Here is a 17,762-nt window from a genome sequence, read left to right on the forward strand (position 1 = left end):
GCATACTTAAATATTTAAGTTTTCTCTTAGTTTTTTTATATAATGTTACTTATGTAAAATTAAATTTTAAATTAATATATTATATGTTAGATGAAGTTAATATAACTTCATCTAACATTATTTAATAGTATTTTTTATTACATCATTTATAGTTGCTATAACTAATTCTGGACTATCATCAAAAATATTATGACCACAGTTCTTTGCTTCAATTATCTCACCTTTTCTTGAGAGAGATACTTGCTTCCTAATAAGGCTTTGTATCAAGCTTTCTAATTCTTTAGCTTCTTCATTAGGAATACCGTTATTTACCAATTTATTTATTTCAACTACTTTATCCCTAATCAAAATTTTTAATGGGATATTTGAAAATTTGCAAAAGTGTTGAATTTCTTTTCCAGAATCAATCATATTATTAAATTCTGAACTCATAGCTCTATATAAATTTGGTTTAGATAAAAACTCTAATCTACTTCTTTCTTTTTCTCCTAAATCTTCTTCTCCATTTTTAAGAAATTGAGAACTTATTTCCTTTACTAATTCATCTTGGTTTTTCATAGCTAAACTATTCCATCGATCTATCATTTTATTTGTATTATATTTCTTGTTTATAAATACTAATTGTTTCTTTAAAGATTCTATTTTATTATACTCGTTTGTAGTTGTATCAATCATAATTAAACCTTTGACTTTATTTGAATATTTATTTGCATAGTGTTGAATACAAAGTCCTCCAAAAGAATGACCTACTAAAATAATATTTTCAGATATACCTTCTTTTTCTAATAAAATATGTAAGTCTTTTATAATATTATATATTGTTCTCTCTTCTTTTAAGTCAATCGTACTTTTACCATACCCTGCTCTATGATATATTAGAACAGTAGCAGTTTCTGAAACTTTCTCTAATATATAACTCCATTCATCCATTGAGGTGCCCATGCCAACTTCAATGACAATCACTGGTTGTCCAAATCCTCTTTTATAAACTTCTAATGTTTTAGATCCTATATTTACTAATCTCTTAAACATTCATAGTCACCTCATAGTTGTATTCATCTTCTAAAATAGCGTATAGTAATGAATCTCTCCAGCTACCTTTTGACCATATATGTTTTCTCAAATAACCTTCTTTTTTCATGCCAATTTTCTGTAATATTTTTTCAGATCCTAAATTATCAGGATCACATGTAGCATAAATTCTATGTAGTTTAAATTGGTTAAATCCAATATCTAAAAGAGTTTTTGCAATATCTGTTCCATATCCTTTTCCCCAATACATTTTATTTAAACAATATCCAATCCAACCTTCCCTATTTTCCCTATCTGAAATATGAAATCCACAAACACCTATTAATTTGTCCTCTCTTTTCTCAATTACTGCTAACTCAAAGTCAACTCTATCTTTTTCATATTGATATTCTATACACATACTTAAGAATTCTTTTGTTTGTTTTAATGTGTTTGGACCAAATGGCACATATTTTGATACATCTGGATCAGATGCATATTCATGGACCTCTTGAATATCTATTTCTTTCAATTCTCTTAGTATCAATCTTTCCATATCTATTGTATCAATTTTTTTCATTTAAATTCCTCCTTAGCCTATACTATAAGTAATGATCAAAATAGAATATAGTATATAGAATTATAGTTTTAATCTCTAATCAAATTTATTTGAAAATCTATAATTCTAAACATATTTCCATAGATAAATCCACCAGATTAATTCTAAGATCTTCTAATCTATTCCAATTTCTAGAATCCCATTCGATACCACTCAGGTCATCTCCGCCATAAAGTATTTGTCCCAGTACAACACCTCTAAATTTAGCAACTGCAAAAAATGCAGCGGACTCCATTTCAACAGTTACACATCCTTCAGAAACACGTAGATCTATTTTATCGTCAGTTTCACGATAAAATGCATCTGTAGTCCATGTCTTAGCTTCAATAAATGGTATCTCATTCACTTTTAAATACTTAGTGATACATTTCAATGCCGACTTACTACATTCAACTTCTCTAGACGGTTTTAAATAATGATATGATAAACCTTCATCCCTAATTGCTGAATATGGAACAATCAAGTGACCCAACTGAATATCCTTTTTTAACACACCAGCAGTTCCACAAACAATAAACTTCTTAAATCCCATAGCGATTAATTGTTCAAGTTGTGCACCAGAACTGGCTGCCCCTAAATAACCTTGCACAATTCCAATAGGTTTGCCATCAACTTCTGTCTCATATATAGGTATTACAATCGTGCATGTTTTAAATTCACCAACCTTTTTTAATCTTCCCTCACTTATCATTCTTTTAATAACATCACCAAAGAATGTGATTACGCAATACTCTGAAATATCTCTCTGATTTTTAATTGTATCAGAAGGCTCAATCTTAGCTCTTAGAGCAGAATCAAACTCCAATATAGGAAAATCTCTTTTTAACATCATTGTTTTATCCCCTTTTTGCATTAATTTTATCCACTTCACTTAATTCTACTACTATGACATCAAACACATCTTAATCAATAGCCTTCAACTTTTCTAATCTGATAATATTTTAAGTGGTGTAGACACTCTATGTTTTTATGTAGAATGTCTATACCACTATGCTAGAAGATGTTATGATTTTTATATAATAAATCAATGTATTATTTATTTTCAAGCTGATCAATTGCTAGACAAATTAAGCCAATAGACAATAAACTTATAGCGCTTTTAAATCCAATAGATTTCATAATGTTTAAAACAAGTGTAGCAACTCCCATCCCTAATCCAATTGCTTTAAAAATAACTTTTCTGAATTCCTTATTCATTATCTCTTTCCCCCTAATAACTTATTTATTTCAACTTTATACCTAATTCTATTACCATCAAATTTAAAATATAAATTAAATTACATGTTACAGTATTTTTTCCATGTTAATTTGACCACGTCCTATTTTTCTTTTATAGCCTAGTCCTTCATATAGTTTAATAGCTGGTATATTTTCTATATCACATGCTTAAAAACTTCTTACTGCATCATTTCTATTCCCCCAATTAATTGCAAATGCTATTAAACTAAGTCCAATTTTTTTCGAGTGATAGCTAGGTTTAACTTCTACTTCTCTTAACCAAAGATTTATTCCTTTTTCGCTTTCAAAACCATATAAGCTAATACAACATATACCTATAATCTCATTATTCATCTCAGCTACAAATATATATGAATTCTCAGATTCATTCCATTCTTTTATCCATTCAGCAGTTTCTCCTCTATATCCTCTTGAATAATCCTTACACGATTTTGTAACTTCTGAAGCTGTTTGGTATTCATTCTTTTTTATCCTTCTAATCATTAATGAATTCTGTTGTACTAAACATATTATTTCTAAATTATTATTCCAAAAATCTACCCATTAATTTGTAATTATAAATCCTAGATCTTCCATTTCAGAAATATAATACTCAGGAATAAATTCTATATATGCTTTCTTGAGAATCTGATTCTATGAAATTAGATTGATAGTATTTTTTAATCCATCAAAAAAATCTTCCTTTGAATTTGTTGCCCAATATATTGTTGCTTTTTTATCTTCTATAGAATAAAGAAATAAACTTTCATTGTTATTTATACATATTATTAAATTAGATATATCATCATACTCTGCATACTCTGCATACTCTAAAGAAGTATATTGAAACTATTTTACTTTATCAATTATATCCTTCAATTTTACCTCCACTAATTTTAATTGTTCTTGGCTAACGCTCCTAGTGTATTTGACCATTCACATGGTTTTGTAGACTGTTGCAAATGTTATGTTAATCCATGATCAATATGAACTACACTACTTAAATTAAATATTAATCACTTACCAAGTCTTTTTCTAATATTCTTCTGACTTCTTTATTATCTATTTCATATTTTGTTAGCAACTTTAAATTACATGAAGTTGCAATTATCTCAGTTATTTCTTCAATTGTTCTTTTATCTGTTATTATATGTTCTTTAAAATATTCACTATTAAAACATTCAATATAACTATCAATTCGATTATGAATCCATGAGTTTTCTCCATCACCACGACGATTTAACCTATCCAACAAAATATTTTTACTGGCAATCAATGTGAAATGTTTAACTATTATTCCCTCAGACTTTAACTTCCCTATAATTTCATCAAAATAACTTTTATTTATAATTGTCATACGTACAACAATTGTCCCTCTATAATTTGAATGTATGTATGAAAGCATTTTATAATTAAATTCCCGCCAAAGATTAAAATCTTGAAAATCATTGTTCTTCAACTTTGAAGGAATATTCTCACGAATAAAAAAACCTACTTCTTCAGGGTCGTAAACATAAGAATTTTCCAGTCGTGTATCTAACTCATTAGATACACTGGTTTTTCCAGATCCAAATACACCATTAATCCATACAATCATGTAGAACCTCCCTTCTTGTAATCATATTATTGTTTTTCGACGAATATCCTTCTATTCTTAGACGTCCCACTTAGTTTTTATGAACTTTAGATTAGACGATAAATTATAATGAAGAATTTATACAACTTTAGACCACCCAGAATCTATTATTTTATATTTGCTCCATAGATATGGATTAAAGGAAGACGAAATATTATAATTCCTTTTATTTGCAATTATTTCCACCCTTTTATTTTCATAATTATATAGAATTAGATTGTTTAAATCACGATTTGAAAGAGTTATATCTGCTTTACCACCATACTTATCTTCAATTTCTATATCGATATATGTACATTTTATAGCAATATTACCCTTATTAATAAATCTAAAAAAACATTTTAATTCATCATCAGTACCATATTCTTCTATTCCTTCAAGTTCAATAATCTGTGGTGATGACTTATGTTTATTATTTTCGTATATAGAATTAATTTCTTTAATATATTTTTCTTTTCTTCTATCCCAATAATTCTCATCTAAATCATCTAAATCAAATTCTCCTATTAGCTCATTTTTAAACTCATTAATTTTATTAACTGCATCCATTCTAAACCATATTTTAGATGCATCTACTGAACCTCTAATTTGGTTATAGTTAAATCCTGGCACTAATATAGCAGTATGACGTTTAGATTGTACCCATGCAGCACCCATTTCATTTAAACAAGCAGGGCTATTGTAATAATTCTCAGATAGTAAATAAATAACATGTAAATCTTTATTAAATTGTTCCTTTAAATAATCATAAATATGTTTCCCCATTGGAATACCATATCCAGAAACAGAGCTACAGAATACATGTGACTTTCCTTTAAAACCAATGTCTTCTAATAACTCGACTAATACACTTACATAATCAATATCTAGGGATGAATGACTTATAAAAAGCATCTTTTCATCTTGATTTATTTTTTCCAAGTTAAAGTAGTTATCTGTATCTACAGTATTATTTTTTATAAAATCACTGTCATTCAGTAAAGAATTTAAATATGACATAACAGAATCATATGCACTTGTTCCCCGTGAGTTTTTTCTTGTTTTATAAGCATTTATAAGTTCATCATATAAAATATGTTCTTTACAATACTTAGATGTAAATATCTTCACTTTATTCATCCAAAGATCGTATTCTTCTCCAAAGATATAATCGGGCATTATTAATCCAGGTTCATTAACTTTAACAATGTTAACACTCTTAACATGCTTTCCCTGTTCAATTAATTTTTCAAGTTTCTCTTTAACTTTATTACTCATATTTCGTCTCTCCTTAATAATTCAAAGTTTGTTAATGGAATCAATGGAAATTCCCACTGAACAAAATTCAAATATATTATTACTGATAACTTCTTAAATGAATAATAGGAACTTAAACGGATATTTCAACATACTATTTATAATACTGTTCATTCATACCTGATCTACTATGTTTTTATATTAGCTTCATAATGATCTTCATTGAGTTTCACTAATACTAGTTCTTTTATACTCTCATTCAACTTCAATGCTAGACTTTCAATCCCAAAAAATTCTGTGAAAGTATGACTTCCAACAATAAGATTTATCCCTTTAAACTTAGCATATTGAATAGTATATAAATTGCATTCACCTGTAATGTATACATCACACTTGTTTTCAACTGCTTCCTTAAGACAAGTTGTTGGACCTCCATTACCACAGACTACCCCCAATCGCTTTACCTTCTTGTCATTAAACCTCCAAATTTTAACTGGTTCTTCAAGTAAATTTTCAATATTTTTTACTAATTCATTAAATTCAATTTCTTCATCATATTTTGCAATTCTACCAAAATATAACCCTTCCCATTCATGAGTTCTTTTAACATTTTCTAATTTCAATTTTTTTAATAAACTATCATTTGTTCCAAAGTCGCAATCATCAAGTGGCAAGTGATTATAGTAATGGCTTATACCATACTCTCCTAGTTTTTCTATGCATGCATCTTTTAGTCCATATATTTCATCCCATGCATCATGGTGTGTCACCATCATATCAACTCCATGAATTCTTGCTTTCTCTATAGTTTCAAGTGTTAAGTTAACACAATAACCTATTTTTTTAATTTTTTTATCTGCTTTATATGTAACCCCAGATTCATTGGAGTATATTTCCTTATTTGTTACATTAAAAAGATCATCAATTGTTTCAACAATATATGAAACATCCATATACTCACCTCCAAAATTCTATATTCTTTTACCTTGAATTCTCAATATTCACTTAAAAGAATTTGTATACTTATATTTTTTTACACATCTTACTTCTTCTTTGATTTACTTGTTTTATCTTATTTAGTTCTCTTATTCATTTACTTATTTATTTGTTTTTTACTTAAGTTTTCTATTCTTGATATAACTTCTTGATTTTTATATAAGAATTCCTTAGACACGTCTCTGTTGCGAAATGCTATTAAAATTAAGTTTTTAACCATTAAAAGTATTATTTATATATGTAAATATGATATAAACTACTATATATATTATTAAATAACTTAGAATTATATTTCTTTATATTCTAACTTATTGCAACTAAATGTAATGCATATTTCATTTTCACTTAATTCTTATATACTTATCCCTGATATCACATAATACCAAATTTTCAATTAATCTCTTCTCTTTATTCTACATATCTTTCTAAAATCCTTTTTTCTTATAAAAAAGCAGATTATCTATCTATAATTTTCAAATATTCTTCTGGATGAGGTATTGGTATAGCTGTATTTTCATTTAATAATTTTTGTATTTCATATAATTCAATCATCAACTTTTTATAATATATTTATTTTACTAGTATAGAATATATCTAATGAATTATATAATATATAAAAATCTCTTAAACAAATTTGTTTAAGAGATTTTTATTTTAATATTATTCCATATCTTCTAAATCATCAGGGTATAATATAGTATTAAATATTTCGCCTGTATCTGAGTCTTTCGCATTTATTTTGAAATTCACTTCTTCTGCGGGTACTCCTTCATATATATGATACATAGCTGTAGTCATTGCAACTCCAAATACTGCTATACTATCAAAACTTTCTTCAAATTTCTTTTTATCTACCTCTAAAGTAACCTCTTTAAAGTTATCATCATATTTTACATCATTTATAGAAGGTGTATCTTCTGAAGTTTTAAGTTCTTCAAAATATTCTAATACAGACTCTTTAACTTCTTTTACTAATTCTTTGTGTTTCGTTTTAGTCATTTTTACTGTCATAGAACCGTCATCGTTGACTTTAACATCTTTAATTCCCTCTTCTTTTATTTCTTCCACTTCTTTATCTATATCTTCACCTTCAAACATTGATGCTGGAAGCGTTATTGTTACATTTAAAATTCCTTTATCTACTTCTAAGTCTTCATTTTCATTAGATTCTTCATTACCTTCATTTATTTCTTTCTCTTTGTTAACCTCTTTAGATGTATCATCATTACTTGAATTTCCACATGCAGTTATTGTTATCATTACTAAACATAATAATATAGCTATTATTTTTTTCATTTTAAATCCTCCTTAAATTTTTATATATACTTTTATTGTAAATTGCTTATTTTATTGCTACATTCACCAACATATATAATATCTGAGTGCATTATTTTATATTCAATTTCAGATTCTTTAATATTTTATCTATCAATTTTAGAACACCCACTTTGCATCCTAATTTTTCTCCGTAAACTTTGCTGAATGCTTCAATATATTGTTTTAGCTCACCACTTGCTGTGGGAATAATAGTGCTTTTAGTGTTTGTTTCATTGTGGATTTAACAATCTCTTTATATATTTTAATTGTTTCAAGATTTTTAAGCTCTCCTCCACCAATTGCAATTACCTTTTTCATTTTAATAAACCCATCAATAATAACTAAAGTTTTATATTGTACAAATATATCCCAATATTTGCTCTGCTAATTTACAACAGGCATTTTTAATATTAAGTGTAAATTCTTCATTTTTATAACTTGTGGTAATTATATCGGATATAGCTCTTACAGATAAAAAAGGAACATTGTGTAAATAACATACTTGTGCAATTGCAGCTGACTCCATATCCACTGCTAAAATATTTGATATTTCTCTACTTATATTATCTAAATAAGTACTATTACTAACGAAATAATCTCCAGTTGCAATAATGCCTACAAGACTAGTTATTTTATTTTCATTACAAAAGTTGTAAAAGTTAGCCACTAATTTACTATCAGATGTAAATTCTAAGGGAAGACCACGCACTTTACCATGTTGATGGTTACTTCTATGAGAAGACATATTTACATCATAATATACCATTTTATTTCCTGTTACAAAATTTCCTACTTCTACAGTCTCTAAACCTCCTGCTATTCCTCTATTAATTATAATTTCAGGTTTATATTTATCTATCATTTTTGTTACAGTCATACTAGCATTAACTTTTCCAGCCCCCGATTTTGCTAAAATAATATGCCTATTCTCTTTCTTTAAATAATAAAAAATAACATTATTATCATTTGAAGTTTCTATTATTTCAGTATTTTTTATAAAAAAATCTATTTCCTCATCTATTGCTGCAATAATACCTATCATAATTAACACTCCTATTTACAACTAATTTTTATCATTTTCGAGTATTCACAAACACAGTCCATATGTAATAAATAATTCAACTTATCATATGCTATTTTATATAATCTATTCCTTTTTTAAAATCATAATTATGATAAAAGCTTATAATATTATTTTCTTGTACTATATATCATAGTCTATAACTTTAAAAATCAATTAATTGATCATAGGACATTTATTATAAATAGCTTTTACCTTATTAACTTATAAAATATGATTCATATGTAGAAATTATAATTGATAATAATATTATAAAAGAAAAAATAAGAATGAATCCATAGTTCTTAAAACTAAGAATAATCCAAAATTATTTTTTTCATTTATATGAACCTTCTTTAATTATTACTTTTTTAAAAGTTAAGCTTAAGATTTTATTATATTTTAAATCATTTTTAAATATTTAATATAAATAATTAAAATTTGTTTGTAAGCCTTTTATTAAGTTCCCACAGTGCTACTTTATTTCCATCCCATTTCAAACATGAAATAGCATCATTATAACTCATCCATTTATACTCTATATGTTCATGTGACAGCTTTAATTTCTTATCTATTATTTCAACTCCGTAACAATGTTCAGGTACCACATAAATATTTTCATCCCAATAGATATAGTCTTTAAATTCTTCAGCAGGTACTGAATTAACTGTATCTAACTTAATATAAAGTGAATTCTTAGAAACTCCTGCTTCTTCCCATGCTTCTCTTTTTGCTGATTCAATTAATGTTTCCCCATACTCTCCACCACCAGCAACAGCCTGCCACCAATCAGCGTCACTTCTATGAAATATCGCATATTCTATGTGTTTGTCATTAATATGATAAGGAAATACTAGAATTTGATATGGTGCTCTCATGGTTATCCCTACTTTCTTTGTGCTAATCTATAACTATAAAAGTTCTAAGTTTATTTATCAAATTTAACAGCTAAATTATCTAACGCACTATCAGTTACTCTATATACTGTCCATTCATCCATTGGAACAGCTCCCATTTGCTTATAAAATTCAATTGAAGACTTATTCCAATCTAAACACCACCATTCTAATCTTCCACAATTTCTTTCAATTGCTAATTTAGCAAGATAAGAAAGCATGATTTTTCCCATACCCTTTCCTCTCATTTCAGGTCTAACATATAAATCTTCTAAATAAATACCTGGTCTTCCTAAAAAAGTAGAAAAATTATGAAAGAATAATGCAAAAGATACTGGTTCATTTTCGTATTCACCAATAATAACCTCAGCAGTTTTCTTTTTAAACAAAGAATCCATTAAAATTTCTTCTGTTGCTACAACTTCATGTAATAATTCTTCATAATCAGCTAATTCCTTTATAAATTTTAAGATCAACGGAATATCTTTTTCCTTTGCAAATCTTATTTTAAAATCCTTCAAACTAGTACTAATTAACATTTTCATACCTCCAGTGTCTAATTAAATTAAAACATATTTATCTACTATGTCATTATAAGTTTCTATAAGCATCATTAAAATTCCTTTAATTTATTCTATAAAATATAATAACACTTTAACAATAATTATTTTTATTAAAAAAGTAATTTCATAAAACTCGATTTACGTTATCATACTACATAATTTATAAATAACATACCATATGAGAACTTTGTTATGTTCATAATTTCTTATTAAAGCATATAATGCGATTTGCTTCAGTAAATCCAACTTTTAGATGAAATTTTAAACTATCTGTATTAGCAATCTCACAATCACTCCCAAATTCTATACAGTTATTCTCCTTTGCCCATAACTCACATTGTTCAATGAACTTTTTTGCTATACCTTGTTTACGATATTGCTTATGAACATATATACCTTCAAGATACCCAACAGGAGTACTTTCTGTTCCTTCAACATAATCAAAACGCAATTGACATTGAGCAAACCCTATATACTTATTATCAATTAAGCAGAGGAAAATAGCAGCATTTTTATCTAAAAGTACTCTTTTCATTTGATCTTTTAATTTTTCAAATTCATTGTTTGGCCAAAGTGAAAATGCAAGATTTGTTACAGCATCTAAGTCATCTATTTTAGCCGTTCTTATCATTCATTACACCTCTTTTAATATAAATAATCTTTGTTTTTCATTAAATTAATACTGTACCACTATAAACTTCTATAAAAAAGCATTAACTCCTTTAATTATATATTTTTTACAATACAAAATTAATAAATACTCTATAACATTTTAAAACTTACGGTGTTATATATCTATTGATGTATACAGTAGATACTATAATGGTTTAATAATAATTTATATTTAAATAAGTATTAATAAGATTAATCTTATTAATACTTATTTAAAATAAATCATAAAATTAAATTGAGGTGATATTATGAACAAAGTTGCAATATATCTTCGTAAATCACGTGCCGATGAAGAAGCAGAAAAACAAGGTGCAGGAGAAACATTATCTAAGCATAAAAAAATACTTCTTAAAGTAGCTCAAGAAAAAAATTTAAACATAATTAAAATTAGACAAGAAATAGTTTCTGGTGAAAGCATGGTTCATAGACCAGAAATGCTTGAATTGCTTAAAGAAGTAGAAAATAAAATGTACGATTCTGTATTAGTTATGGATGTAGATAGACTTGGTCGTGGTAATATGCAAGAACAAGGGCTTATATTAGATACTTTTAAGAAAAGTAATACTAAAATAATAACACCTCGTAAAACATATGACCTTAAAGATGAATGGGATGAAGAGTATAGTGAGTTTGAAGCCTTTATGGCAAGAAAAGAATTAAAGCTTATAAATAGAAGACTCCAAAGAGGTAGGATTCGTTCTATAGAAGACGGAAATTATATATCACCTAGACCCCCATTTGGATATGAAATAAAAGAAGGTAAAAATTATAGAAGTCTTGTCCCACATACTGACCAATCACCTATTGTAAAGCTAATATTTGACTTATACACGAATAAAAATATGGGTGGGGGTAAGATAGCTAATGAACTAAATAAGCTTGGATTTAAGACATATACAGGCAAGAATTGGAGTTCGCATCATGTTATTCATCTAATTAAAAATCCTATCTATACTGGTAAAGTTGTATGGAAGAAAAAAGATATTAAAAAATCAACTAGACCTGGACAAATAAAGGAATCTAGAGAAAGACCAAGAAATGAATGGATTATAGCAGAAGGAAAACACTCTGCTCTAGTATCTGATAAAATATTTAATCAAGCTCAAAAGATACTTAAAAACAAATCACATGTTCCATATAAAATAAAAGGAAATATTTCTAACCCTCTTGCTGGTATTATAAAATGTAGTGTATGTAATAAAAATATGGTACTTAGACCTTATAAAAATAAAGATAGCCAAATAATGTGCTATGGATCATGTGAGAATAAATCTTCTAAACTTAAATACGTAGAAAAAAGTATATTAGATAGTCTTGAAGGTTGGTTAAAGCAATACCAAGAGAAATGGGAAAACAAAAATATAATAAAAAATGATGAAAGAATAGAAATTTATAATAGAGCTTTAAATAAATTAGAAGAAGAGTTAGATAAAACTATAAAACAAAAAAATAATTTACATGATTTACTTGAAAAAGGAATTTACGATGTGGATACTTATATGAAAAGATCTAATATAATATCTAATAAAATAGATGAACTCGAAAGTAATATAAAAAGTACTAATACAAGTATAGAACAAGCTCATGAGCAATTCAAAGCTAAAAGAGATATAATACCTAGGGTTAAACATGTATTGGATTTATACGACGAATTAGACGATGCCGAACAAAAGAATATACTTCTCAAATCCGTTATAGAATATACCATATATTATAAAAAGAAGTCCTGGCGAAATGACAAATTTGAACTTAATCTAAAACCTAAAATATATACCCCTAACTGTTGATAATTGGTTAGGGGTAATTCATTACCTTCTTTATCTACTCCAATAGGATCTTGAAGATAAACTTCAGATTTAATCTTTTTATCAGACCTTAAGCACATTAATACTTCATTTTCTATACATCTTGCTGCATATGTTGCTAGTCTGGTTCCTTTGTTTCTATTGAATGTAGATATACCTTTAATTAGACCAATTGTTCCTATAGAGATTAAATCATCTACTTCTTTTCCACAATTATGATATTTCTTCACAATATGTGCTACTAAACGCAAATTATGTTCAATTAAAATATTTTTTGCATCTTCATCACCTTGTTCATATAAGATTAAGTATTTTGTTTCATCCTCTTTGCTAAGTGGCTGAGGAAATGAATTATTATTAGAAATATAACCTAGAAAAACTGAAACAGGCTTAATGAGATTTAAAATCATAAAGAGAAGCGAAGCCCACATTAATTCACACACCTCCAATATATTATTCCACATTATAAAGTATGCTTTTAAAGTAAACTATGTGCAAGTCTCATTTTATTTTTCTGAATTTATTTTTTTAATTATCTCATTAAATACTTTCACTGCTGTAGATGAACTATATTTATCTCCTATATCTTCTACGATTACAGTTACTGCATATTTTGGATTATCACTTGGTGAAAATCCTGTAAATAATCCATTATTATCTTTATTACTTTTTTGAGCAGTCCCTGTTTTACCTGCTGCTCCTCCATATTGTGATAAATCTAAATTACTTGCAGTACCGACTTCTACTACAGATTTCATGTAATCTTTAATTATTTCAGCATAGGATTTATCAAAAATCCACTCATCATTTTTTCTGTCAAATTGCATTGATATATCACCTTTATTTGTAGCATAACCTTTTACTATAGACATATCTTTTTTAATCCCATTATTAGCAATAATCATTGTTAAATTATGAATTTGAAGTGGAGTTAATTTTATATGTTCTTGACCTAATGCTAAATTCCCTATTCCAGGGCCTAATACCTTCTCTAAGTCTGCAATATATCCTTCGTTTTCTCCATCAATATCTATATCTACCTTTTCTGTTAAACCTATTTTTTCTATTGTTTCTAATATTTTTTCACCCCCTAAAATATTAGCTAGCTCTATAAATATGCTATTACAAGATACAGCAAAAGCCTCTTTTAAGTTTATTTCACCATGAACTACATTATCATGACAGGAAAATGTTTTTTGACCTTCAGCTAAAGTTATGCTTCCATTACATTCAAATTTTTGTTCTAAGTCTATTCCTGCTTCAAGTGCTGCTAAGAGTATTACAGTTTTAAATGTTGATGCAGGATAATATTTAAATTTTGTGACTCTATTCATCTGTTCACTATCTTTTTCTTTGTTACTGTCTCCTATATTATTTAAATCAAAATCAGGTTGACTAGTTAAAGCTAAAATATCTCCACTTTTTACATCTGTAACTATTACAGCCCCATTATCATTTTTTTCTTCCATAGCTTCTTCAACTATTTGTTGTATATTATAATCAATTGTTAACTGAATAGAATTTCGAATAGTATCATTATTTTCATTAACTTCTAAATAATCATCCTTACTACTTAATAATCTACTTTTACCATCTAAAATTAATTTTAATTTTGTATTGTTTGATTTAGAAAGTAAAAAATCATATTTCTTTTTTACTCCAATTCCCTCTCCATTTTCATTTACATATCCTATAACATGAGCTAGTAAATTATTTTCACTATATTCTTTAGTTTCTTCTACTATAATACCATTTTTAACATTATTGATATTATCTTTAGCTGGTACCTTTACCATATTATTTTTAGCATTTAATATATATTTATCTAATTCTTCTTGTGACAACTTTATTTTATCTAATAAATATAATTGATAATCTTTATTGTCTTTAATTGATTCTAAGGATATATATATATATTTCTGAGTGACCTTATTAGTAAGAGGAACCATATTTCTATCAAAAATTGTTCCTTTTTGAGATGTAGTTAACTCATAATCTCTTTGATCTTCTGCTTTTTGTTTTAATTTTGGTCCTGTAACTAGTTGTATCCAAGATAATCTAATTATATATGCTACAAAAATAATTATAAATATTTTAAAAAATAATGACAATCTCTTATTTGTTTTAGTCATAAAATACCTCCATGATGTTTTATTATAGTATTTCCAAAACATCATGGAGGTATGATATTATTTTTAAATTTTTACTTTTCTTGCTTTTCTGAAACGATTGCTTTTACTTTTGTAACCATTAAATCAATTGCTACCTTATTATAACCACCTTCTGGAATTATTATATCTGCATATCTCTTACTAGGTTCAATAAATTGCAAATGAGCTGGTCTTACTGTAGTTAAATACTGATCAATTACAGATTCAAGAGTTCTTCCTCTATCAGTAATATCTCTTAATATTCGTCTTATAATTCTTACATCTGAATCGGTATCAACAAATATTTTAATATCTAATAAATCTCTAATTCTTTCATCTTCTAATATCATTATTCCTTCTACAATAATGATATCTCTACTTTCAACTCTTATAGTAGTATTTTTTCTATTATGTTTTTCAAAATCATAAATAGGTTTCTCAATCGTGTTTTTATTCATTAAACTTTGTAAATGTTCTATAAAAAGATCATTATCAAATGCTAATGGATGGTCATAATTAGTTTTTGTTCTTTCATTAAAGTTTAAATGGCTTTGATCTTTATAATACGAGTCTTGCTCTATTATTAAAATATTTTCTTTAGGAAGCGAATTAAATATTGCTTGAGCTACTGTACTTTTACCTGAACCAGTTCCACCAGTTATTCCTATTAATATGGGTCTATTCAAATGTCTCATTCCTCTCTAGCTTTTCTTATCATATCCCATTTTTCTACGGGCTTATCAACCTTTATTTTAAATATTTGTTTTGCACGTGGTGCTACATCAATTTCTTTTCCATCTTCATCAAACATTTTAGTGATTTCTTGAGTATAAAAATCTTTATTAGGACCAAAAATTTCAATTTTATCATTTTTAAATACTCTGTTTCTTTGTTCAACAGTTGCAAGTTTATTTTCTTTATCATAATCTAAAATCAAACCTATAAAATCATAATTTCTTATATAAGAACTAGATCCGTATAATTGATCTTCACTATCAGGTTTATCAAAATAAAAACCTGTAGTAAAATCCCTATAACTTGCTTTTTTAATTTCATTTAACCATTCTTTATTGTATTTATAATTTTTAGGATCTTTTAAATAAGCATCAATTGCCATCCTATATGACCTTATAACTGTAGCTACATAGTATGAGCTCTTCATACGCCCTTCTATTTTAAGGCTTTTTACTCCTGAATCTATAAGCTTTGGAAGATGTTCTATCATACATAAATCTTTTGAATTAAATATATATGTGCCTTTCTCATCTTCATAAACTGGATAATATTCTCCTGGCCTTTTTTCTTCAACTAAGTTATATTTCCAACGACATGCTTGTGCACATTCACCTCTATTGGCATCTCTTCCAACCATATAGTTACTAAGTAAACACCTTCCAGAATATGAAATACACATTGCTCCATGAACAAAAGCTTCTATCTCAAGAGTATCTGGAGTATTATTTTTTATATTTTCTATTTCTTCAAGAGACAATTCTCTTGCAACTACAATTCTTTTTACTCCTTGTTGATGCCAAAAATTAGCTGTACTATAATTAGTTGTATTAGCTTGGGTACTCAAATGTATTTCCATATTAGGTACAACTTTTTTTACAATTGAAAAAACTCCAGGATCAGCTACTATGAAAGCATCTACATTTGCTTTTTCTAAATCTAATATATATTTTTCTAAACCTTCTAAATCCTCATTATGGGGAATAATATTTAGTGTTATATATACTTTTTTACCTCTTTCATGTGCATATTGCACTCCAGATTTTATCTCATCTATAGAGAAGTTTTTGGCTTTAGCTCTAAGACCAAATTCTTCTCCTCCTAAGTATACTGCATCAGCACCATAATTTATTGCCATTTTTAATTTTTCTAAATCTCCTGCTGGTGCTAATAATTCAATATATTTCATTTATTTTCACTCTCCTTATATGATAAAGCAACCCCATCTCCAATTGGTATAATACTTGTTGTAAGTTCTGAATGATTAGATATATGATCTAAATATTCTCTCATTCTTGTTACTATTGTCTTTTTTCTTCTAACAACTAAATCATCATTTGCTACCATACCTTTAAAAAGCACATTATCAGACAAGATTATACCTTTATCTTCAAGCATATTTATACAATAAGGTAAAAACTCCATATACTTTCCTTTAGCTGCATCTATAAATATAAAATCAAACTTTTTATTTAACTTAGGTAGTATATCTTTTGCTTCACCATGTTTTATTTCTATATTTTTGATTCCTGTCTTTTCAATATTTTTATTTGCAAGTTTAACCATATTTTCTTGCCTTTCTATAGTTATAATATTTCCTTCTTTTATACTAGTACTCATTACTATAGATGAATATCCTATTGCCGTACCTATCTCTAATATATTTTTAGAATCTTTTATTTTTAAAATAACTCTCATAAATTCAGCAACTTCTGGATGAATTATAGGTATATTATTCTCTTGGGCAAATTCTTCTAACTGAACCAAAAAACTCTCTCTTTTTGGTAATACACTTCTTATATAATCTTCTATATAATCTTTGTTTATATTACTCAAATAAATCTCTCCTCA

The 17,762-nt window shown here is 26.9% G+C and carries 20 protein-coding genes and 1 pseudogene; 1 reads left to right on the forward strand and 20 read right to left on the reverse strand.

Features of this window, described 5'->3' with window-relative positions; genetic code table 11:
* Positions 1 to 117: 117 nt before the first annotated feature.
* The 15 genes from E0D94_RS09235 to aac(6') form a co-directional block, all read right to left on the reverse strand.
* Positions 118 to 1,032 carry an alpha/beta fold hydrolase gene (locus E0D94_RS09235; RefSeq protein ID WP_130807180.1) on the reverse strand — a complete coding sequence of 305 codons (915 nt, stop codon included), beginning with the start codon at positions 1,030 to 1,032 and terminating at the stop codon, positions 118 to 120.
* Positions 1,025 to 1,591: a GNAT family N-acetyltransferase gene (locus E0D94_RS09240; RefSeq protein WP_130807181.1), complete on the reverse strand. Its 567-nt coding sequence runs from the start codon at positions 1,589 to 1,591 to the stop codon at positions 1,025 to 1,027. The genes E0D94_RS09235 and E0D94_RS09240 overlap by 8 nt, the downstream gene beginning before the upstream one ends.
* Before the next feature lie 97 nt (positions 1,592 to 1,688).
* Positions 1,689 to 2,483: a nucleoside phosphorylase gene (locus E0D94_RS09245; RefSeq protein WP_242620505.1), complete on the reverse strand. Its 795-nt coding sequence runs from the start codon at positions 2,481 to 2,483 to the stop codon at positions 1,689 to 1,691.
* A gap of 179 nt (positions 2,484 to 2,662) precedes the next feature.
* Positions 2,663 to 2,827, reverse strand: coding sequence for a hypothetical protein (locus tag E0D94_RS14845; protein WP_160197177.1), 165 nt, complete (start codon positions 2,825 to 2,827; stop codon positions 2,663 to 2,665).
* A gap of 189 nt (positions 2,828 to 3,016) precedes the next feature.
* Entirely contained in the window at positions 3,017 to 3,352 is a 336-nt protein-coding gene (locus E0D94_RS09250) for a GNAT family N-acetyltransferase (protein WP_130807183.1), read from the reverse strand.
* A gap of 508 nt (positions 3,353 to 3,860) precedes the next feature.
* Positions 3,861 to 4,445 carry an AAA family ATPase gene (locus tag E0D94_RS09255; RefSeq protein WP_130807184.1) on the reverse strand — a complete coding sequence of 195 codons (585 nt, stop codon included), beginning with the start codon at positions 4,443 to 4,445 and terminating at the stop codon, positions 3,861 to 3,863.
* 117 nt (positions 4,446 to 4,562) lie between these two features.
* Entirely contained in the window at positions 4,563 to 5,741 is a 1,179-nt protein-coding gene (locus E0D94_RS09260) for a toll/interleukin-1 receptor domain-containing protein (protein WP_130807185.1), read from the reverse strand.
* Positions 5,742 to 5,908: 167 nt separating this feature from the next.
* Positions 5,909 to 6,673: a Nif3-like dinuclear metal center hexameric protein gene (locus tag E0D94_RS09265; protein ID WP_130807186.1), complete on the reverse strand. Its 765-nt coding sequence runs from the start codon at positions 6,671 to 6,673 to the stop codon at positions 5,909 to 5,911.
* A gap of 703 nt (positions 6,674 to 7,376) precedes the next feature.
* Positions 7,377 to 8,012, reverse strand: a complete 636-nt coding sequence (locus E0D94_RS09270; protein ID WP_130807187.1) for a hypothetical protein — start codon at positions 8,010 to 8,012, stop codon at positions 7,377 to 7,379.
* A 91-nt stretch (positions 8,013 to 8,103) separates the two neighbouring features.
* Positions 8,104 to 8,274, reverse strand: coding sequence for a Type 1 glutamine amidotransferase-like domain-containing protein (locus tag E0D94_RS15190; RefSeq protein WP_130807394.1), 171 nt, complete (start codon positions 8,272 to 8,274; stop codon positions 8,104 to 8,106).
* Entirely contained in the window at positions 8,217 to 8,351 is a 135-nt protein-coding gene (locus E0D94_RS15115; RefSeq protein WP_278044690.1) for a hypothetical protein, read from the reverse strand. The genes E0D94_RS15190 and E0D94_RS15115 overlap by 58 nt, the downstream gene beginning before the upstream one ends.
* A gap of 31 nt (positions 8,352 to 8,382) precedes the next feature.
* Positions 8,383 to 9,075, reverse strand: coding sequence for a 5'-methylthioadenosine/adenosylhomocysteine nucleosidase (locus E0D94_RS09280; RefSeq protein ID WP_130807188.1), 693 nt, complete (start codon positions 9,073 to 9,075; stop codon positions 8,383 to 8,385).
* A 452-nt stretch (positions 9,076 to 9,527) separates the two neighbouring features.
* Positions 9,528 to 9,971, reverse strand: coding sequence for an NUDIX hydrolase (locus E0D94_RS09285; RefSeq protein WP_130807189.1), 444 nt, complete (start codon positions 9,969 to 9,971; stop codon positions 9,528 to 9,530).
* Positions 9,972 to 10,021: 50 nt separating this feature from the next.
* Positions 10,022 to 10,534, reverse strand: coding sequence for a GNAT family N-acetyltransferase (locus E0D94_RS09290; protein ID WP_130807190.1), 513 nt, complete (start codon positions 10,532 to 10,534; stop codon positions 10,022 to 10,024).
* A gap of 214 nt (positions 10,535 to 10,748) precedes the next feature.
* A complete protein-coding gene (gene aac(6') / locus E0D94_RS09295) occupies positions 10,749 to 11,183 on the reverse strand; it encodes an aminoglycoside 6'-N-acetyltransferase (RefSeq protein WP_130807191.1) in 435 nt (144 codons plus the stop codon).
* A gap of 289 nt (positions 11,184 to 11,472) precedes the next feature.
* Between aac(6') and E0D94_RS09300 the strand changes: the two genes are divergently transcribed.
* On the forward strand, positions 11,473 to 13,011 hold the full coding sequence (locus E0D94_RS09300; protein WP_130807192.1) for a recombinase family protein: 1,539 nt from the start codon (positions 11,473 to 11,475) through the stop codon (positions 13,009 to 13,011).
* Positions 13,012 to 13,019: 8 nt separating this feature from the next.
* On the opposite strand, the pseudogene E0D94_RS09305 reads toward E0D94_RS09300, so the two are convergent.
* The 5 genes and pseudogenes from E0D94_RS09305 to E0D94_RS09325 all read right to left on the reverse strand — a co-directional run.
* A pseudogene (locus E0D94_RS09305) lies at positions 13,020 to 13,460 on the reverse strand (sigma-70 family RNA polymerase sigma factor); the annotation flags it as partial.
* A gap of 75 nt (positions 13,461 to 13,535) precedes the next feature.
* Positions 13,536 to 15,161 (reverse strand): peptidoglycan D,D-transpeptidase FtsI family protein, encoded by a 1,626-nt coding sequence (locus E0D94_RS09310; protein WP_165442916.1) that lies wholly within the window; start codon positions 15,159 to 15,161, stop codon positions 13,536 to 13,538.
* Between the two features lie 71 nt (positions 15,162 to 15,232).
* A complete protein-coding gene (gene udk, locus E0D94_RS09315) occupies positions 15,233 to 15,865 on the reverse strand; it encodes a uridine kinase (RefSeq protein WP_130807195.1) in 633 nt (210 codons plus the stop codon).
* Positions 15,866 to 15,870: 5 nt separating this feature from the next.
* Positions 15,871 to 17,100, reverse strand: coding sequence for a peptidase U32 family protein (locus tag E0D94_RS09320; RefSeq protein ID WP_130807196.1), 1,230 nt, complete (start codon positions 17,098 to 17,100; stop codon positions 15,871 to 15,873).
* On the reverse strand, positions 17,097 to 17,747 hold the full coding sequence (locus tag E0D94_RS09325; RefSeq protein ID WP_130807197.1) for an O-methyltransferase: 651 nt from the start codon (positions 17,745 to 17,747) through the stop codon (positions 17,097 to 17,099). The genes E0D94_RS09320 and E0D94_RS09325 overlap by 4 nt, the downstream gene beginning before the upstream one ends.
* Between the last annotated feature and the right edge of the window lie 15 nt (positions 17,748 to 17,762).

The sequence above is a fragment of the Senegalia massiliensis genome, assembly GCF_900626135.1.
Taxonomy (GTDB): domain Bacteria; phylum Bacillota; class Clostridia; order Tissierellales; family SIT17; genus Anaeromonas; species Anaeromonas massiliensis.